This is a genomic window from Roseibacterium elongatum DSM 19469, from assembly GCF_000590925.1.
Taxonomy (GTDB): Bacteria; Pseudomonadota; Alphaproteobacteria; order Rhodobacterales; family Rhodobacteraceae; genus Roseibacterium; species Roseibacterium elongatum.
In genome coordinates, this window is the sequence record NZ_CP004372.1 from 243,838 (window position 1) to 261,344 (window position 17,507).

Below are 17,507 nucleotides of genomic sequence, written 5' to 3' on the forward strand. Positions count from 1 at the left end.
CCACGGTCATCGGCATGCCTGCCTGTACCGTGCCGCGATCATCGCGCGACGAGGTGAAGAAAGGGTAAACACACCCCCTGTCTTTATCCTTCAAATATGCAACGGCGCATCGCGCCCGGCCGCGCCCGAGTGGCCCCCGAAAGGGGGTCCGAGGGCGCGGCCCCGCCGGGCGACGCGCGTCAGCGCGGCGCAAACCCTCGGATCAGCGCGCGCGCGTCATCTCGAAGCGGCAGACCTCGGCCCCCTGGGCGCAACAGGCCACTTCCTCACACTGCCATCCCGGCCCGCACAGCTCCGAGAACAGCCGTGCGAAGACCGCCGCGTGCCAGTGGCACAGCGGCACGTCCGACCGCTCGCCCCGCACCACCGGGTTGTCCCCGATCTCGAAGACCACCGGCCAGGTCGAGACCAGACGGAAAGCGCCCGAGCCGCAGAAGGTCCAGGCATGTTTGGCCACGGCCCTGGCCAGGATCGGGGCCGCCAGGCGCGCGGGCAGGAACCGCAGGATCGCCTGCGCCTTGGCGGGGATGCGGTGGGCCAGGATGTAGTCGCCCGTCCGCTTGCCCGCCTCACGCGCCAGTAGCGGCGCGGCCTCGGGCATCTCGGCCCGCATGGCCTGGTGCAGCCGGGCGGCCGGTCCTTCGTCGATCAACCCTTCGGCCGGGTCGGGCATGCGGATCACCCCGGCCATCGACAAAAGATGGGCCGTCACATCCGGCCCGGCCTCTTCCTCAAGCACGGGAACGAGTTGCAGGATGGCATTGGGTCCGATCTGTCCGGCTTGTGCGGTCATGCCGGCCTACTCCGCCGCTTCGATCATCTGCCGGTCGCCGCCGCCGCAGGCCTTGACCTCGACGCCATTGGGCATCTTGAAGCTTTCGTCGCGCGACACCTTGCGCGCCCGTTTCTGCGCCGCGATGTCCTGCTTGGATTGCCAATCGTCCAGTTGCGCCTGCGCGATGGTGCGGGTCCGGTCGAAATTGAACGCCACCTTGTCCTTGGATTGCGGGCCCCAGTAATTGTGCTTGCCCAGGTCGTAGAACTGCCGCTGGAAGCCAGCCTTGGCAAAGGCCTTGAGACAGCCCAAGAGGTATTTCCGCCGATACCCGGTGCCGCGCCACGGGTAGTGGAACATCGCCTTGCGCGAATAGAAGCGGCGGTAATTGTGCATCACCCGATCGAGCAGCGTGGCGCGGTCCATCGCCTGCGGGCGCATGATCGGCGTGACGAAATTGTATTTCGAGAAATCGAAGATCTCGACCTTGTCCTTCATCTCCTGGAAGAGGGGCGTGAAGGGCCAGGGCGTGTACATGGCCCAGTTGGCGAGATCGGGCTGCCAATCCCATGCCATCTGGAAGGTCTCTTCCAGCGTCTCGGGGGTTTCGTTGTCCAGGCCCACGATGAACTGCGCCTCGGTGAAGATATCGGCCTCGCGCAGCAGGCGGATGGCCTCCTTGTTGTCGGCGACCTTGGTTTCCTTGTTGAACTGGTCCAGCTTCAGCTGGGCCGCGGCCTCGGTGCCCAGCGACACATGCACCAGGCCCGCCTTGCGATAAAGCGGCAGCAGATCCTTGTCGCGCATGATGTCGGTCACGCGGGTGTTGATGCCCCATTGCACCTTTTTCGGCAGGTCGCGGCGAATCAATTCCTCGCAGAACTGGATGAACTTGCGGCGGTTGATGGTGGGTTCCTCGTCGGCAAGGATGAAGAAACCGACATCGTGGTTCTCGACCAGGTCCTCGATCTCGTCCACGACCTTCAGCGGGTCGCGCACGCGGTAATCGCGCCAGAATTTCCACTGCGAGCAGAATGAACAGGTAAAGGGACAGCCGCGCGCCATGTTCGGGATCGCCACGCGACGCCCCAGCGGTACGTAGATGTACTTGTCCCATTCCAGCATCGACCAGTCGGGCGTGATCCCGTCGATATCCTTGACGGTGGGGGCCGCAGGCGTGGCCACGATCTCGTCCCCGTCCTTGAAGGCAAGGCCCTTGATGGCGTGGCGATCGGCGGGCCAGCGGCCCTCGGCGATGGCGCGCATCAGCTCGACGATGATCTCTTCGCCCTCGCCGCGCACGATCACGTCCAAGTTCTGCGATTCCGACAGCACCTGCTGGTACATGAAGGTGGCGTGGATCCCGCCCAGCACGGTCACCGCGTCGGGCAGCACCTCTTTCACCAAGTCGAGCGTTTCCTCGGCCACGTAGATCGACGGCGTGATGGCGGTGGTGCCCACGACATCGGGCTGCATCTCGGCCAGTTTCACGCGCAACTGACCGGGGCTCAGGTCATGGGTCATCGCGTCGATGAACTGGATGTCGTCGAACCCGGCGGCCTTGAGCGATCCGGTCAGGTAGGCGACCCAGGCCGGAGGCCAGTTGCCCGCGATCTCGGCCCCCCCAGAGTGGTAATTCGGGTGGATAAAGCAGATGCGCATCCGGGCGACTCCCCTGTTGTGATGCGCGCAACTCAGCACAAAAAGTGTCAACTTGGATTGACACATGTCAAGTTTTCGCCCAGTCAGCCCGGCTTTGCCGGCGCCCTCTTGAAAAATCGTCGCATTGGGGCAGACTGATTGTCGCAGGAAGGGACGACCCGACAACCGCAGGGAGTTGCGCGATGTGGGACAGAATCCTTGATCGTCTGCTGCGCGACCTGTTCGCAACCGGCGCGCTGCAGGTCACCTACCCCGACGGCACCACCCGCCGCTATGGCGACGCCGGGGCACGGCCGGTGCGCGTCACCATGACCGATCCGGCGCTGCCGCGGCAGCTCGTGCTGAACACCGAAATCGCGCTTGGCGAGGCGTATATGGACGCCCGCCTGACTGTGGGGGGGGATGATATCGAGGGCCTGCTGGCGCTGGCCGTGACGAACTCCGCCCGCAGGGACAGGGTCTGGTGGCGCGAGATCGGGCAAAACCTCCGCCGGGCGCGCCGCCGCTTCGACCAGTGGAACCCGGCCGGCCGGGCGCGGGCGAACGTGGCGCATCACTACGACCTGTCGGGCGCGCTCTATGACCTGTTCCTCGATGCCGACCGGCAGTATTCCTGCGCCTATTTCGCCACCCCCGACATGACGCTGGAGCAGGCGCAGGCGGCCAAGAAACACCACATCGCCGCCAAGCTGCTGCTGAAGTCGGGGATGGAGGTGTTCGAGATCGGCTGCGGCTGGGGCGGAATGGCGCTGACGCTGGCGCGCGATTACGGGGTCAAGGTGCTGGGCGTCACCCTCAGCGAGGAACAGCACAAGATCGCGACCGAACGCGCGGCCGCCGCGGGCCTGTCGGACCGTGTGCGGTTCGAGTTGCGCGATTACCGCTCGGTCACCGGGCAATTCGACCGGATCGTCTCGATCGGCATGTTCGAACATGTCGGCGTGCCCCATTACCGAACCTTTTTCGACACCGTCCACGACCGGCTGAAAGACGATGGCGTGGCCCTGATCCACACCATCGGGCGGTCCACCCCGCCCGGCACGACCAGCCCGTGGATCCTGAAATACATCTTTCCCGGCGGCTATGTGCCCGCGCTGTCGGAAATGGCGGCGGCGGTGGAAAAGGCCGGCCTCTACCCGACCGATATCGAGGTCTGGCGCCTGCATTACGCCGAAACGCTGCGCCACTGGCACGACCGTTTCGTCGCGAACGAGGACAAGGCTCGCGCGCTTTATGACGACCGTTTCTGCCGGATGTGGCGCTATTACCTGAAGGCTTGCGAAGTGACCTTCCGCCACCACGGGCAATGCGTCTTCCAGTACCAGATGACCCGCCGGCAAGAGGCCGTGCCGCTGACCCGCGACTACCTCTACCCCGCAGACCGCCCGCAACGGATGGCGGCGGAATAGGCCGAGTTGGGCGGGATCGTTTTCGCCGGCGAAAACGGGCCGGAAAACGCGCGTTTTCCGGCCGGGGCGATGCCCCGGCAGCCCCGCGCGATCAATGCGGCGTCGTGCCCGAAAACAGGTTCAGCACCAGCACCCCCGACACGATCAGCCCGATGCCCAGCACCGCCGCGCCATCCAGCCGCTGATCATAGACCAGCCAGCCGATCAGCGTGACCAGCGCCACGCCCAGGCCCGACCAGATCGCATAGGTCACCCCCAGCGGCAGGCTGCGCAGCACCAGCGCGAGGAAGTAGAAGGCCACGCTGTACCCCGCGACCACCACGACCGCCGGGCCCAGACGGGTGAACCCGTCGCTGGCCTTGAGCGCGGTGGTGGCGACCACCTCGCCGGCAATCGCGATGACAAGATAAAGCCAGATCATGAAACCACCCCGCGCCCGTTCAAGGCCCGACCTAGACCGGCGTGCGCCGGGCGGCAAGCCTCAGGCGGCCAACGGGGTCTTGAGCAGGTCTGCCGACAGCGTATCGCGCAACGGACACCCCGCCGGAAAGGTCCGCTCCCGCGCCGCCTCGCCCGGAAACGCCACACAGCGCAGGCCAGCGGCCAGGGCGGCCTCGGCACTTTCCGGGGTATCCTCGATGGCCAATGCCTCGGCAGCCGCAACGCCCGTCTGCGCCAGCGCGTCCCGGTAGATGTCGGGCGCCGGTTTGCGCGCCTTCACGCGCGTGCCGTCCCCGATATAGTCGAAGGCCGCGCGCGGGATCGCCCCCGCCAACCCCGCCAGCATCAGATCCACCGTTTCGGGATAGGTCGAGGTCGCCCAGCCCACCCGCACGCCCTGCTGCCGCGCGGCCTCGATCACGGCGACCACGCCGGCGCGCGGGGCAATGCCCCGGTCCAGCACCAGCGCCCGGAAATTCGCCACCTTGCGCGAATAGATCGCCGGGGCATCCACAACGTCCCCGGTCTGGCGCGCGTAATCGGCGATGCGCCGCGCACCGCCCGGCTCCTCGAGCATCCGGAAATAGCTGTCTTGGTCCCAGACCCAATCCAGACCGGATTGCCGGAAGGCCAGGTTGAACGCCTCGCGCTGCACCTCCGAGGTTTCGGCCAAGGTGCCGATGGCCCCGAAAAAAATTCCCTTGATACCCATGGCCGACCCCTTTCTGGTTCGCGTCCATCCTACAGGGATACGGCCCGCATTGCACGACGGTTCACAATCGCCCCCGCCGCGGCGCGACGGGCGGACAGCGCGCCCCCTCCCATCGTCCGCCGCATCGCCCCTTGCGCGCAACGCTTGCCTGTCTATAACGCAGCCAATTTGCGCGCTGCCCCGGCCCGGTCCCCGACCGACGCCGGATGACCCTGGGGAATGACATGCCGAAAAGAACCGATATCCAGTCGATCATGATCATCGGGGCCGGCCCCATCGTCATCGGCCAGGCCTGCGAGTTCGACTATTCCGGCGCCCAGGCCTGCAAGGCCCTGCGCGAGGAAGGCTATCGCGTCATCCTGGTCAACTCGAACCCCGCCACGATCATGACCGACCCGGAACTGGCCGACGCCACCTATATCGAGCCGATCACCCCCGAGGTCGTTGCCAAGATCATCGAAAAGGAACGCCCCGACGCGCTGTTGCCGACGATGGGCGGGCAGACGGGGCTGAACACCTCGCTCGCCCTGGAAGAGATGGGCGTGCTGGAAAAATTCGGAGTCGAGATGATCGGCGCCAAGCGCCATGCCATCGAGATGGCCGAGGACCGCAAGCTGTTCCGCGAGGCGATGGACCGGATCGGTCTGGAAAACCCCAAGGCCACCATCGTCAGCGCCCCCAAGGGTGCGGATGGCAAATACGACATCGCCGCCGGTCTGCAAAAGGCCATCGAGGCCATCGAATATGTCGGCCTGCCTGCCATCATCCGCCCCGCCTTCACCCTTGGCGGCACCGGCGGGGGCGTGGCCTATAACCGCGAAGAGTACGAGCATTATTGCCGCACAGGCATGGAGGCCTCGCCCGTCGCGCAAATCCTCGTGGACGAGTCGCTGCTCGGCTGGAAAGAGTTCGAGATGGAGGTCGTGCGCGACCGCGCCGACAACGCCATCATCGTCTGTTCCATCGAAAACGTCGATCCGATGGGCGTGCACACGGGCGACTCGATCACCGTCGCGCCCGCGCTGACGCTGACCGACAAGGAATACCAGATCATGCGCAATGGCAGCATTGCCGTGCTGCGCGAGATCGGGGTCGAAACCGGCGGGTCCAACGTGCAATGGGCCGTGAACCCCGCCGACGGGCGCATGGTCGTGATCGAGATGAACCCGCGTGTCAGCCGCTCCTCGGCGCTGGCCTCCAAGGCCACGGGCTTTCCGATCGCCAAGATCGCCGCGAAACTGGCCGTGGGTTACACGCTGGACGAGCTTGACAACGACATCACCAAGGTCACGCCGGCCAGCTTTGAGCCGACCATCGACTATGTCGTCACCAAGATCCCGCGCTTCGCCTTCGAGAAATTCCCGGGGTCCGAGCCGCACCTGACCACCGCGATGAAATCGGTGGGCGAGGCGATGGCCATCGGCCGCAGCTTCCACGAGTCGGTGCAAAAGGCGCTGGCCTCGATGGAAACCGGCCTGACCGGGTTCGACGAGATCGCCATCGAGGGCGCGCCGGACGAGGCCGCAATCATCAAGGCGCTCAGCCGCCAAACGCCGGACCGCATCCGCGTGATCGCGCAGGCCATGCGCCACGGACTCAGCGACGACACGATCCAGGCCGTCACCCATTTCGACCAGTGGTTCCTGTCGCGCATCCGCGAGATCGTCGCCACCGAGGACGAGGTGCGGCGCGACGGTCTGCCCATGACCGAGGACGGCCTGCGCCGCCTCAAGATGATGGGCTTCACCGATGCGCGGCTGGCCAAGCTGACCGGCCGGTCCGAGGCCAACATCGCCCGCGCCCGCAAGAACCTGGGCGTCACCGCGCAGTTCAAGCGCATCGACACCTGCGCCGCCGAGTTCGAGGCGCAGACGCCCTACATGTATTCCACCTACGAGACCCCCGTCATGGGCGAACCGGAATGCGAGGCGCGCCCCAGCGACCGCAAGAAGGTCGTTATCCTCGGCGGCGGCCCCAACCGCATCGGCCAGGGGATCGAGTTCGACTATTGCTGCTGTCACGCCTGTTTCGCGCTCAGCGACGCGGGTTACGAGACCATCATGGTCAACTGCAACCCCGAGACGGTCTCGACCGATTACGACACCTCGGACCGCCTCTATTTCGAGCCGCTGACCTATGAACACGTCATGGAGATCCTGCGCGTCGAGCAGGATAACGGCACGCTGCACGGCGTCATCGTCCAGTTCGGCGGCCAGACGCCCCTGAAACTGGCCAATGCGCTGCATGACGCCGGCATCCCGATCCTTGGCACCACCCCCGACGCCATCGACCTGGCCGAAGACCGCGAGCGCTTCCAGCAACTCGTCCAGAAGCTCGGCCTGAAACAGCCCGAGAACGCCATCGCCACCACCGACGCCGAGGCCAAGGCCGCGGCCGAGGCGCTCGGCTACCCGCTGGTCATCCGCCCCTCCTACGTGCTGGGCGGCCGCGCGATGGAGATCGTCCGCGACACCGCCCAGCTCGACCGCTACATCCGCGACGCCGTCGTCGTCTCGGGCGACAGCCCGGTGCTGCTCGACAGCTATCTCGACGGCGCGACCGAGGTCGATGTCGACGCCCTCTGCGACGGGCAGGCCGTCCATGTCGCGGGCATCATGCAGCATATCGAGGAGGCGGGCGTTCATTCCGGCGACAGCGCCTGTTCCCTGCCGCCCCACACCCTGCCCCCCGCGATCCAGGACCGCATCATCGAACAGACCCACGCGCTCGCCCGCGCGCTGAATGTCGTCGGCCTGATGAACGTCCAGTTCGCGGTGAAGGACGACGAGATCTACCTGATCGAGGTCAACCCCCGCGCCTCGCGCACCGTGCCCTTCGTCGCCAAGGCCACCGATAGCGCCATCGCCTCCATCGCCGCGCGCCTCATGGCGGGTGAGAATCTGGCCGATTTCCCGATGGCCACGCCGCACCAGCCCGTCGATGACGACACGCCCATCATCCCCGGCGACCCGATGGCGCTGGCCGATTTCCGCACGCCCTGGTTCTCGGTGAAAGAGGCCGTACTGCCCTTCGCCCGCTTCCCCGGCGTCGACACGCTGCTGGGGCCGGAAATGCGCTCGACCGGCGAGGTCATGGGCTGGGACCGCACCTTCCCCCGCGCCTTCCTCAAGGCGCAGCTTGGCGCGGGCACGCATTTGCCGCAGGACGGGACGGTCTTCCTCTCGGTGCGTGACGCCGACAAGGGCCCGATCCTGATCGAGACGGCGCAGATGCTGACCGGCCTCGGCTTTGCCCTGATCGCCACGCGCGGCACGGCGGCCTACCTGTCGGATCACGGCATCGAAAGCACCGTGGTCAACAAGGCCTACGAGGGCGGGCGCAGCATCGTCGACATCATCAAGGATGGCGGCGTGCAACTGGTCCTGAACACGACCGAGGGCGCACAGGCGGTGGAAGACAGCCGCTCCATGCGCGCGGTCACGCTGGCCGACAAGATCCCCTATTTCACGACGCTGGCAGGGTCACATGCCGCCGCCCAAGCCATGGTCGCCGCCAAGGACGGCAAGCTGGGCGTGCGGTCATTGCAGGCGTAGGGCGGGACTTGTCCCGCCAAACCTAAGACTTGGACACCCTCCAATCCGCAATTCCACTAAGCTACTATGCCAAGTTTGTCCCCACGTCGGCGCGGTCTTTGATGAGCTATAGCTTCAAGCACATTGCGCAAAACGTGCCTCAAAGCCCCCATGCCAAGTGCAAGAACTGGGTCTCGTGGTCGCGCTCCGTTCTGATACCGAATTATAGAACCAATCTAGAAAGGAATGGGTTCGTTTTCTTGAAGCCATTCCAGAATTTCATCTAGGATTTCGTCTGCGCCAGTCACTTGACGTCGGACTTTTGAATGTAGATCTTCCAATTTCCCAAAATAATTCTCTGGGTAGGGTTTCGCCATGACCCCATCAAGATCCTCATCGTCAAATTGCTCAACCACTTCCCCAAAGCCGTTTTCAATTCTCACATAGTAAAGAACTTGCTCATCTCGATTCTGCGCGGAACCCAGTTTAATATTGTTGTCACCAACATTTAGAATATACTCATTACTTTTCGCAGACTCTGCCCACTGCAAGCTTCCAGATCTTGTTTGATCAACGAGCTTGTCAACTAGTTTCGACCACTTTTCGATTAATTTTTTCTGCGCATCATTGTTCATCAGCCGCCAACCTTTCCTTTACTTCATCAATGGCGATCGCAAGCGTTTGCTTTTCTTCACGCACAATTCCCAGAAGCCGAGGCCTGCTCGGCTGGCTGGAGTTTGTGAATTGCGCTCGATCCGATGCTTCGGCGACACTTTTCATCTTTGAAATAAATTCGAGTAATTTCCTGTGCGTTTGATCCGAGAAAAGTTCACGCTGGTTGATCGCAATAGGTGCAATCATAGTCCTAAGAGCCGTACTTCGTTCTTCTGCCAACTCCCACGAACCACTCGAAAGTCTATTTGTTAGATCATTGAGTAAAGTTACGGCAATATTTAGCGATGAAAGAACTGTCACTCCAGAGTATTTTTCCCGCGCAGCCATCGCAGCGACACGTGCAGCATCTGCAGAGGTTTTTGCTCGTATAGAAAAAAATACTGTGGCTCCGGCACCAAATATCGACACCGAAATACCAACAACATCAGCAATGGAGAAAAGAGTCCAGAAATCCAATTTCTCTCCGACAGGAATCTATACCTTAGCTTGCTTATTCTGATCGGATATTCATTGAAGGACAAGAGACTTTCGTTGTCTTCCCCTCACTCCTCCTCCCCCATCACCCTTGCCGCCTCGCCCCACTGCGGGGGTGGCGTCTGGCTCTTCACCGTCTCCTTGAACGGCTCGATCGTGTCGTGGCCGCGGATCAGCCCGCCCAGGCGCGCGTGCATGAACGCCCGCAGCACGTCGTTCATGCGCGGCTGATAGCCCGGCCCCATCGAGCGGAACCATTTCACCACGTCCTCGTCCAGCCGCACCGTGATCCGCGTCTTGGCGCTTTCGCGGCGTGTGGCGATCTCGCGCCATTCCATCGGGATGCGCTGGTCCATGAAGATGGCCGAGTGCATGTCCCATTCGAACCGCCTGAGCGCGTCGGCGAGGTAGAAGTGGTGTTTGCGCTGCGCCATGCCCAGCGGCTTGCCGTGCATGGCCTCGTCCAGAGTCGTCATCTCCGGGCCCCCTTGTCGCTCTGATGTGGAAGGCGGCCAGTCTGCCGTGGGCCGGTTAATGGCGGGTAAAGGGCGCGTGTATGTACGGGCTGTGTACAGGCTGTGTACCGGGTGTGACGAGTGGTTTTGGCCCCGTCGGGCGGCGTGCGTGGCGGGCGGATTTTCCCCGCACAGCGTCGTGGACAGGTCCGGGTGCGGCGACTACGCTTTGGATCATGCCGCTTGTCCCTCGCATCTCCCGGAGGTCCAGATGCCCCTGCCCCTTGCCCGCCACGCCCTTGCCACGGGCCTTGTTCTTGGCCTGTCCATTTCCGCTACGCCACTGATTTCGCAGGATTTCAGCCTGCCGTCGACCTTCGGCGAAATCTCGGTCAGCGCGGGGTTCATGCCCGATCCCAACTGGGTTCACGTGCTCGCGGGCGGCGAGGCGTTGCGCGAGTTTCCCGACGCCAATACCGGCAACCGCTGCGCCGGCCATTTCGCCGAGGCGCCCGATTTCCGCATCTTCTTCGAGCCCGGCTCCGGCCTCCCCCTCTCCTTCTACGTCGAATCCCGCGACGACACCGTCCTCCTCGTCAACACCCCCGACGCGCAGTGGCATTGCAACGATGACAGTTCGGGGCTGAACCCGTCACTGACCTTCGACAGCCCGCAGCCGGGCCAATACGATATCTGGGTCGGCACCTACCAGGCCAGCAATGGCACCTACCCCGCCGCGATCCTCGGCATCACCGAGTTGGAGCCCTTTGCCGACACCTTCGCCCGCGCCTTCTTCGGCGAGGATGACCGCATCGTGATGGACGCCACCCAAAGCCCCTGGAACATGATCGGTTTCGTCGATCTGTCGGACTCCAGTTGCACGGGCGCCCTGATCGGCCCGCAGACCGTGCTGACCGCGGCGCATTGCCTGGCCGACCAGGGCGCGATCACGGGCACGCCGGTCGAGTTCCTGGCCGGGTATGACCGGGGCGACGCGGTCGCCCGGTCGGCCATCACGGGCTACCATGTGCCAGCCTCGTGGATGATGGGCGAACAGGAAGGTTACGACTTCGCCTTCCTGTACCTGGCCGATCCCATTGGCGAACAGATCGGCTGGATGGATGTCGGGCCACTGACGCCCGAGGACGTGGCCGCCGAACTGGCGGGCACCGGCCCCGACATCATGCAGGCCGGCTACAGCTATGACCAACAGGGCGTGCTGACCGGCAACCTCGATTGCCCGTTCATCGAACTCGGCGGACAGAACACGCTGATCCACCAATGCGACACGCTGCAAGGTGACTCGGGCTCGCCGCTGTTTATCGAAACCGGCGGGCGCTATCGGATCATCGGGGTGGAGTCGCGCACCGACGCGATGCCGCGCGCGCAGTTCGACCGCAACGTCGCGATGCACACGGACTATGTGCTGGCCGAGTTGCAGGCGCTGATAACGCAGACGGGGTCGGGTGGCGGCACGCGCCCGCCCGAAACCAAGTAAGGCCGCGGCCCGGCGTCACCAGCGCCGGGCCAGCGTCGGGTTACCCCGCGATCTGCGGGTAATGCGGCGCGTAGATCCCGGCGAGGCGGGCGATGGCGGCCTCGGGTGTCATCTCTTCGCTTTCGCCGGTGCGGCGGCTGGTCAACTCGACCATGCCGGATTTGAGGCCCCGCGGCCCCACAGTGATGCGCCAGGGCAGGCCGATCAGGTCCATCGTGGCGAATTTCGCACCGGCCCGTTCGGAGCGGTCGTCATAGAGCGGTTCCAGCCCCTTGGCCGTGACCGCCTTGTACAGGTCCTCGCAGGCCGCGTCGCAACCGGCATCGCCCTGTTTGAGGTTCACGATCCCCACCTGGTAGGGCGTCACGCCCTCGGGCCAGATGATGCCGTTCTCGTCATGGCTGGCCTCGATGATCGCCCCGACGAGGCGGCTGACGCCGATCCCGTGCGACCCCATATGCACCGGCACGCGGCCACCCTGCCCGTCATCGACAACGGCGCCCATGGCCTCGGAATACTTGGTGCCGAAATAGAAGATCTGGCCCACCTCGATGCCGCGCGCAACGCGGCGGCGTTCCTCGGGAACGTCGGCCCAAACGGCCTCGTCATGGGTTTCGTCGGTGCGGGCGTAGCGGCTGGTGAATTCCTCCAGCACGGCGCGGCACTGGTCGTGGCTGTCATAATCGATCGTGCGGTCGCCGAATTTCAGATCGGTGATCTCGCTGTCATAGAACACTTCGGACTCGCCCGTCTCGGCCAACACCAGGAATTCATGCGTGTCGTCGCCGCCGATCGGGCCGCTGTCGGCGCGCATCGGGATCGCCTGAAGGCCCATGCGCTCGTAGGTACGCAGGTAGCTGACGAGGTGGCGGTTATAGGCGTGCAGCGCGTCCTCTTTGGTCAGGTCGAAATTGTAACCATCCTTCATCAGAAACTCGCGGCCCCGCATCACGCCGAACCGCGGGCGGATCTCGTCACGGAATTTCCATTGGATGTGGTAGAGGGTCAGCGGCAGATCCTTGTAGCTGGTCACGTGGCTGCGAAAGATATCGGTGATCAGCTCTTCGTTGGTGGGACCATAGAGCATGTCGCGATCATGGCGGTCGCGGATGCGCAGCATCTCGGGGCCATAGGCGTCATAGCGGCCCGATTCCTTCCACAGGTCGGCCGATTGCAGGGTCGGCATCAGCATCGGGATGTGACCGGCGCGCACCTGTTCCTCGTGGACGATCTGTTCGATCCGGCGCAGAACCTTGTAGCCAAGCGGCAGCCAGGAATAGATCCCGGCGCTGGCCTGTTTGATCATGCCCGCGCGCAGCATGTAGCGGTGGCTGACGATCTGCGCCTCGGCGGGCGTTTCTTTGAGAACGGGAAGGAAGTATCGGGAAAGGCGCATCTGGCGAACCCTTTGAAACCTGAGTGTCCAGACGGGTCTAAGCCAAGGCGAAACCGCTCACAAGCGGTGCTCAGACATTCGGCGCCCCGCCGGACGGGGCGGCAGAGCCGCCGCCGCGCGGTCCCGGCGCGGGGCGCGACGGGGGGCGGTCGATTCCCCAGCCGCCCGAGGGGGTGCCATACACACCGGCCTCGGCCGGGCGCATCCCGATCCACAGCGTGGCGGCGACCAGGACGATCAGGGCGATCAAGGCCATCGAAAGCGTCTTCAGAACCGACATGGCGGCCTCCTGTTTCTCAGGAACGGTCCGATCCTGCGCCGCACGACCATCCGTCGACAGTCAGGCAAACCCGATCCAGCCGCAAAAGCGGGCCCGCAGGATCAGGCAGGGGGATCCGGGGCCGGCCATGTGAAAGGGGAAAGGGGACAGCGGCCAGCCCCGGAAGAGACACACCTAGATCGACATCGCCGAAACGGCCGAGGGGCCGAACACCATGACCGAAAACATCACGACAATCACGAAGACGAGGGAATACGCGAGGTAGTTCAGCAAGGTCATGGCATCATTTCCGGCACTGGTGCAAATCCAGGTGCTGACCTTACGTTAGGCCAGCGCGCCGGGGCACACTATGCGGGGAATCCCTACCACCCGGTTAAGCGCCGCCTTCGACGATGGGCTCGGCCCCGAGCGCGCCGGCAAGCGCCTTGAACCGGGCCTCGGTCACCTCGCCGAACAGGGCGCGGCCTTGCTCGGTTTTCAACGTCAGGATCAACTCGTGCCGCTGCGGGCGATAGCGCAGCGCCCCGTGATCGGTCGGTTTCTCGACGGTGAACATCGCGCCGAAGCGCATGGCGCGGCCGAGGATCTCGGCCTCGGTCACCTTGGCGGCCGGCAGCAGCGCCAGCAGCGCCTCGTCGAAACTGGTATTGGCGCGGTTGCCCTTGTAGCGGTGCAGCAGGGCCAGCCCCAGAAAGACGCGTTCGGCATGGGTCATCCCGCCCAGGTTGGCCCGCGTGGCATTGTCGAAACAGACCTCGGCGCGGTAATCGGGATGCGCGCGCCAACTGACGTCATGCAGCAGGCAGGCGGCGCGGATCAGGCGGCGTTTCTCGGGGCGGGCGCGGGGAAACAGCGGCTCGACGAAATAATAGAGCGCGCGGCCGAACCCCGGCATCCGGGCCGAGGACGCCTCGGCATGGCGCGCGGCCTCGATCAGCGGGTCGCGTTGGCGCAGTGCCGGCGTCATCTGTTCATAAAGCAACCCCTCGCGGATCCCGTAAGAGGAAATCGCGACCTCCTGCGGCCTGAGTTCCCGCACAAGGCGTTTCAGCACCTCGGAGGCCAGCGGCACCAGCCGCATCCGTTCGGCCGAGGTGCCGGTGCGGCTGCGCAGCGCATCGGGGTCGGTCTTGGCGATGAACTTGATCGTGTCGAGGATGGCCTTGGGCTTCATCCGGTATTCGTGCAGCACCTTGAGCGGGTAGCCGCGGCGTTCCATGTCGACCCGCGCGATGGCCCGCCAACTGCCCCCCACCAGGAACAGGCGTTTGGGTTTGGTGTCGAAATGCGACGCCAACTCGCCCACGCGGGCCTTGATATGGGTGCGGACGGCCTTCTTGCCGCCCTTGATCCCCATCAGCTTCAGCGGCCCGAGATCGGAGGTCTTGCGCGTGCCCACCCGCCCGTCGCCGGTCAGCTGCGCCAGTTCCATGGACGAGCCGCCGATATCGCAGATCAACCCCTCGGCCCCCGGCCAGCCGACCAGCACCCCCTGGGCCGACAGCCGCGCCTCTTCCGCGCCATCGACGATGCGGATGTCCAGGCCCGTTTCGGCCTGCACCTCGGCGCGGAAGGCGGGGCCATCCTCGGCGTCGCGCACCGCCGCCGTCGCCACGGTCAAGAGCGGCGCCACCCCCATGCCCCGCGTCAGCGCGGCAAACCGGCGTAGCGCGGCCAGCGCGCGCACCCGCCCCTCGGGGTTCAGCCGACCGGTTTGCGCAAAGCCCGCACCCAGACCACACAGGATCTTTTCATTGTAGAAATAGGCCGGGCTGCGCGCGGCCCCGTCGAACACCACCAGCCGGACCGAGTTCGACCCGATGTCGATCACGCCCACCCGCTTGAGCGCCTGCGCCTCGGGCGCATCGAACAGGGGCACGCCGAACGGCCCCCATTCGGGATGCAGTCCAACCGGGCTCGTGGGGCCCGAAGCCATCGCGCGCTGCGTCATGGGCAAAGTGTTTGCACGGGGCCATGGACCGCGTCAATCGTCACGCGCGCGCGCCTCAATCCTCTCCATGCGTCAATTCGGGCACATCCTTGGCCCCGGCCGACCCGCGCCCGGACAGCGACGGGTTTTCCATGAAGAAACGGTGGCAGGAAAACGGGTTGTCCAGCTGCGACAGGTCGGGGCGCAGGAAACTGCCATCGGGTTGCAGCACCCACGATTGCGCCACATCGGCCAGGTTCGCCGCCATGATCTGGCTGACGATCTGCGCCTTGACCGTGTTGTTGGTGCATTCGACCAGCGTTTCCACCCGACGGTTGAGGTTGCGCCCCATCCAGTCGGCCGACGAGATGAAGACCCGCGCCTTTTTCGACGGCAACCCTGTGCCGTTGCCGAAACAGACGATGCGGCTGTGTTCGAGGAACCGGCCCACGATGGATTTCACGCGGATGTTTTCCGACAGCCCCTTCACGCCGGGGCGGATGCCGCAGATGCCGCGGATCACCAGATCGATCTTCACGCCCGCCTGGCTGGCCTCGTACAGCGCATCGATCACGTCGGGTTCGATCAGGCTGTTCATCTTGGCCCAGACCATCGCGGGCTTGCCGGCGCGGGCATGCTCGGCCTCGGCGCGCAGGTTCTCGATGATCGTCGACTTCAACGTCAGGGGCGAGATCGACAGGTTTTCCAGCCCCTCGGGTTCGGCATAACCGCCCACGTAGTTGAAGACCTTGGTGGCATCGCGTCCCAACGCATCGTCGCAGGTGAACAGCGACAGGTCGGTATAGATGCGCGCCGTGATGGGATGGTAGTTTCCTGTCCCGAAATGGGTATAGGTCACCAGCCGGTCGCCCTCGCGCCGGACCACGGTGCTGATCTTGGCATGGGTCTTGTAGGTGATGAACCCATAGACGACATGCGCGCCCGAGCGTTCCAGCTTGCGCGACTGGCGGATATTGGCGGCCTCGTCGAACCGCGCTTTCAACTCGACCAGCGCGGTCACGGATTTGCCGTTCTCGGCGGCCTCGCACAGCGCCTCGACGATGGGGCTCTCGTTGCTGGTGCGGTAGAGCGTCTGCTTGATCGCCACCACGTTTGGATCGCGCGAGGCCTGCGCGAGGAACCGGATGACCATGTCGAAGGTCTCGTAGGGGTGATGCAGCAGCATGTCCTTTTGACGGATCGCCGCGAACATGTCGCCGTCATGGTCCTGCACCCGTTCGGGCACGCGCGGGGTAAAGGATTTCCACAGCAGGTCGGGGCGCTCATCGATCACCAGTTCCTTGAGGCTGACCAGACCGATCATGCCCTTGACCTGCACGATCTCGTCGCCGGTCACATGCATCTGGTCCACGATCTCGGCCAGCAGATCCTCGGGCGCGCCCGCACTGATCTGCAGGCGCACCACCTCGCCCCGGCGGCGGCGCTTGAGCGCGGTTTCGAACTCGCGCACCAGGTCCTCGGCCTCTTCCTCGACCTCAAGGTCGCTGTCGCGCAACACGCGAAAGGCGCAATGACCGGCCAGTTTGTAGCCCGGAAACAGCGCGCCGATATGGGTCAGCAACAGCTCTTCCAACGGCAGAAACCGCGCCTCCCCCTCGGGGGCGGGCAGCCGCAGAAAGCGGTCGATCTGGCTGGGGATCGGCAAGAGCGCATGCAACTCGCGCCCGTCCCGCTCGCGCTTCATGTGCAGCGCCAGGGCGATGCCCTCGTTCGGGATGAAGGGGAACGGATGGGCGGGGTCGATCGCCAGAGGAGAGAGCACCGGGAAAACCTGGCTCAGGAACACCTCTTCGAGGTGGCGCTTGTCCGCGGCCTTGAGGCCTGAGCGCGTGACGACGGTGATCCCCTCGGCCTCCAGTTCCTTGCGCAGAGTGACCCAGGCCGCCTGCTGGTGCTGCATCAGGCTGCGCGCGTCGGCATTGATCAGCTTGAGCTGTTCGGCGGGCGTGCGGCCATCGTCGGACGGCGTGGTGTTGCCCTCCTGCGCCAGCTCGCGCAGGCCGGCGACGCGCACCGTGTAGAACTCGTCGAGATTGCCCGCCGAGATCGACACGAAGCGCACCCGCTCCAGCAGGGGCACGCGGGGGTTGCCCGCCTCTTCCAGCACGCGCCAGTTGAAGGCCAGCCAGGACAGTTCGCGATTGAAGAACCGCCGCGGCCCGCTGACCTGCGCCTCGGGCAGATCGACGGGTTCGGGGATCGGGGCAGAAAGGAAATCGGCAAAGCTCATGGGTGTAACCTGGGTG

The 17,507-nt window shown here is 64.7% G+C and carries 14 protein-coding genes; 3 read left to right on the plus strand and 11 right to left on the minus strand.

All coding sequences use genetic code 11. The annotated features are described in order from the left end of the window. Nucleotides 1–202: 202 nt before the first annotated feature. Together bchJ and bchE are read right to left on the minus strand one after the other, a co-directional pair. Nucleotides 203–793, minus strand: a complete 591-nt coding sequence (bchJ, locus tag ROSELON_RS01245; RefSeq protein ID WP_025310642.1) for a bacteriochlorophyll 4-vinyl reductase — start codon at nucleotides 791–793, stop codon at nucleotides 203–205. A 6-nt stretch (nucleotides 794–799) separates the two neighbouring features. Continuing rightward, entirely contained in the window at nucleotides 800–2,437 is a 1,638-nt protein-coding gene (gene bchE, locus ROSELON_RS01250) for a magnesium-protoporphyrin IX monomethyl ester anaerobic oxidative cyclase (RefSeq protein ID WP_025310643.1), read from the minus strand. Nucleotides 2,438–2,619: 182 nt separating this feature from the next. On the opposite strand from bchE, the gene ROSELON_RS01255 reads away from it, so the two are divergent. Beyond that, a complete protein-coding gene (locus ROSELON_RS01255) occupies nucleotides 2,620–3,846 on the plus strand; it encodes an SAM-dependent methyltransferase (protein WP_025310644.1) in 1,227 nt (408 codons plus the stop codon). Nucleotides 3,847–3,937: 91 nt separating this feature from the next. Here ROSELON_RS01255 and ROSELON_RS01260 read toward each other — a convergent pair whose 3' ends face one another. Together ROSELON_RS01260 and ROSELON_RS01265 are read right to left on the minus strand one after the other, a co-directional pair. Next, nucleotides 3,938–4,267 (minus strand): DMT family transporter, encoded by a 330-nt coding sequence (locus ROSELON_RS01260; protein ID WP_025310645.1) that lies wholly within the window; start codon nucleotides 4,265–4,267, stop codon nucleotides 3,938–3,940. A 60-nt stretch (nucleotides 4,268–4,327) separates the two neighbouring features. Then, nucleotides 4,328–4,999 (minus strand): HAD family hydrolase, encoded by a 672-nt coding sequence (locus tag ROSELON_RS01265; RefSeq protein WP_025310646.1) that lies wholly within the window; start codon nucleotides 4,997–4,999, stop codon nucleotides 4,328–4,330. 224 nt (nucleotides 5,000–5,223) lie between these two features. On the opposite strand from ROSELON_RS01265, the gene carB reads away from it, so the two are divergent. Then, nucleotides 5,224–8,553 (plus strand): carbamoyl-phosphate synthase large subunit, encoded by a 3,330-nt coding sequence (gene carB / locus ROSELON_RS01270; protein ID WP_025310647.1) that lies wholly within the window; start codon nucleotides 5,224–5,226, stop codon nucleotides 8,551–8,553. A 215-nt stretch (nucleotides 8,554–8,768) separates the two neighbouring features. On the opposite strand, the gene ROSELON_RS18010 is transcribed toward carB, so the two are convergent. The 3 genes from ROSELON_RS18010 to ROSELON_RS17205 all read right to left on the minus strand — a co-directional run bounded on the left by ROSELON_RS18010 (nucleotide 8,769) and on the right by ROSELON_RS17205 (nucleotide 10,157). Then, nucleotides 8,769–9,167 (minus strand): hypothetical protein, encoded by a 399-nt coding sequence (locus tag ROSELON_RS18010; protein ID WP_156945676.1) that lies wholly within the window; start codon nucleotides 9,165–9,167, stop codon nucleotides 8,769–8,771. Beyond that, nucleotides 9,157–9,663: a hypothetical protein gene (locus ROSELON_RS18015; RefSeq protein ID WP_156945679.1), complete on the minus strand. Its 507-nt coding sequence runs from the start codon at nucleotides 9,661–9,663 to the stop codon at nucleotides 9,157–9,159. Before ROSELON_RS18015 ends, ROSELON_RS18010 begins: the two co-directional genes overlap by 11 nt. Nucleotides 9,664–9,749: 86 nt before the next feature. Then, nucleotides 9,750–10,157: a BrnA antitoxin family protein gene (locus ROSELON_RS17205; protein ID WP_025310648.1), complete on the minus strand. Its 408-nt coding sequence runs from the start codon at nucleotides 10,155–10,157 to the stop codon at nucleotides 9,750–9,752. A 250-nt stretch (nucleotides 10,158–10,407) separates the two neighbouring features. Between ROSELON_RS17205 and ROSELON_RS17210 the strand changes: the two genes are divergently transcribed. After that, the gene (locus tag ROSELON_RS17210) at nucleotides 10,408–11,634 is read left to right on the plus strand and encodes a trypsin-like serine peptidase (protein WP_025310649.1); all 1,227 of its coding nucleotides are present in this window, start codon (nucleotides 10,408–10,410) and stop codon (nucleotides 11,632–11,634) included. Between the two features lie 40 nt (nucleotides 11,635–11,674). Here ROSELON_RS17210 and proS read toward each other — a convergent pair whose 3' ends face one another. The 4 genes from proS to ROSELON_RS01300 form a co-directional block, all read right to left on the minus strand. Beyond that, nucleotides 11,675–13,030 (minus strand): proline--tRNA ligase, encoded by a 1,356-nt coding sequence (gene proS, locus ROSELON_RS01285; RefSeq protein ID WP_025310650.1) that lies wholly within the window; start codon nucleotides 13,028–13,030, stop codon nucleotides 11,675–11,677. 70 nt (nucleotides 13,031–13,100) lie between these two features. Then, nucleotides 13,101–13,310, minus strand: a complete 210-nt coding sequence (locus ROSELON_RS01290; RefSeq protein WP_025310651.1) for a hypothetical protein — start codon at nucleotides 13,308–13,310, stop codon at nucleotides 13,101–13,103. Nucleotides 13,311–13,683: 373 nt separating this feature from the next. After that, nucleotides 13,684–15,261, minus strand: coding sequence for a Ppx/GppA family phosphatase (locus tag ROSELON_RS01295; RefSeq protein WP_025310652.1), 1,578 nt, complete (start codon nucleotides 15,259–15,261; stop codon nucleotides 13,684–13,686). Nucleotides 15,262–15,316: 55 nt separating this feature from the next. Then, nucleotides 15,317–17,491: an RNA degradosome polyphosphate kinase gene (locus ROSELON_RS01300; RefSeq protein WP_025310653.1), complete on the minus strand. Its 2,175-nt coding sequence runs from the start codon at nucleotides 17,489–17,491 to the stop codon at nucleotides 15,317–15,319. Nucleotides 17,492–17,507 lie beyond the last annotated feature (16 nt).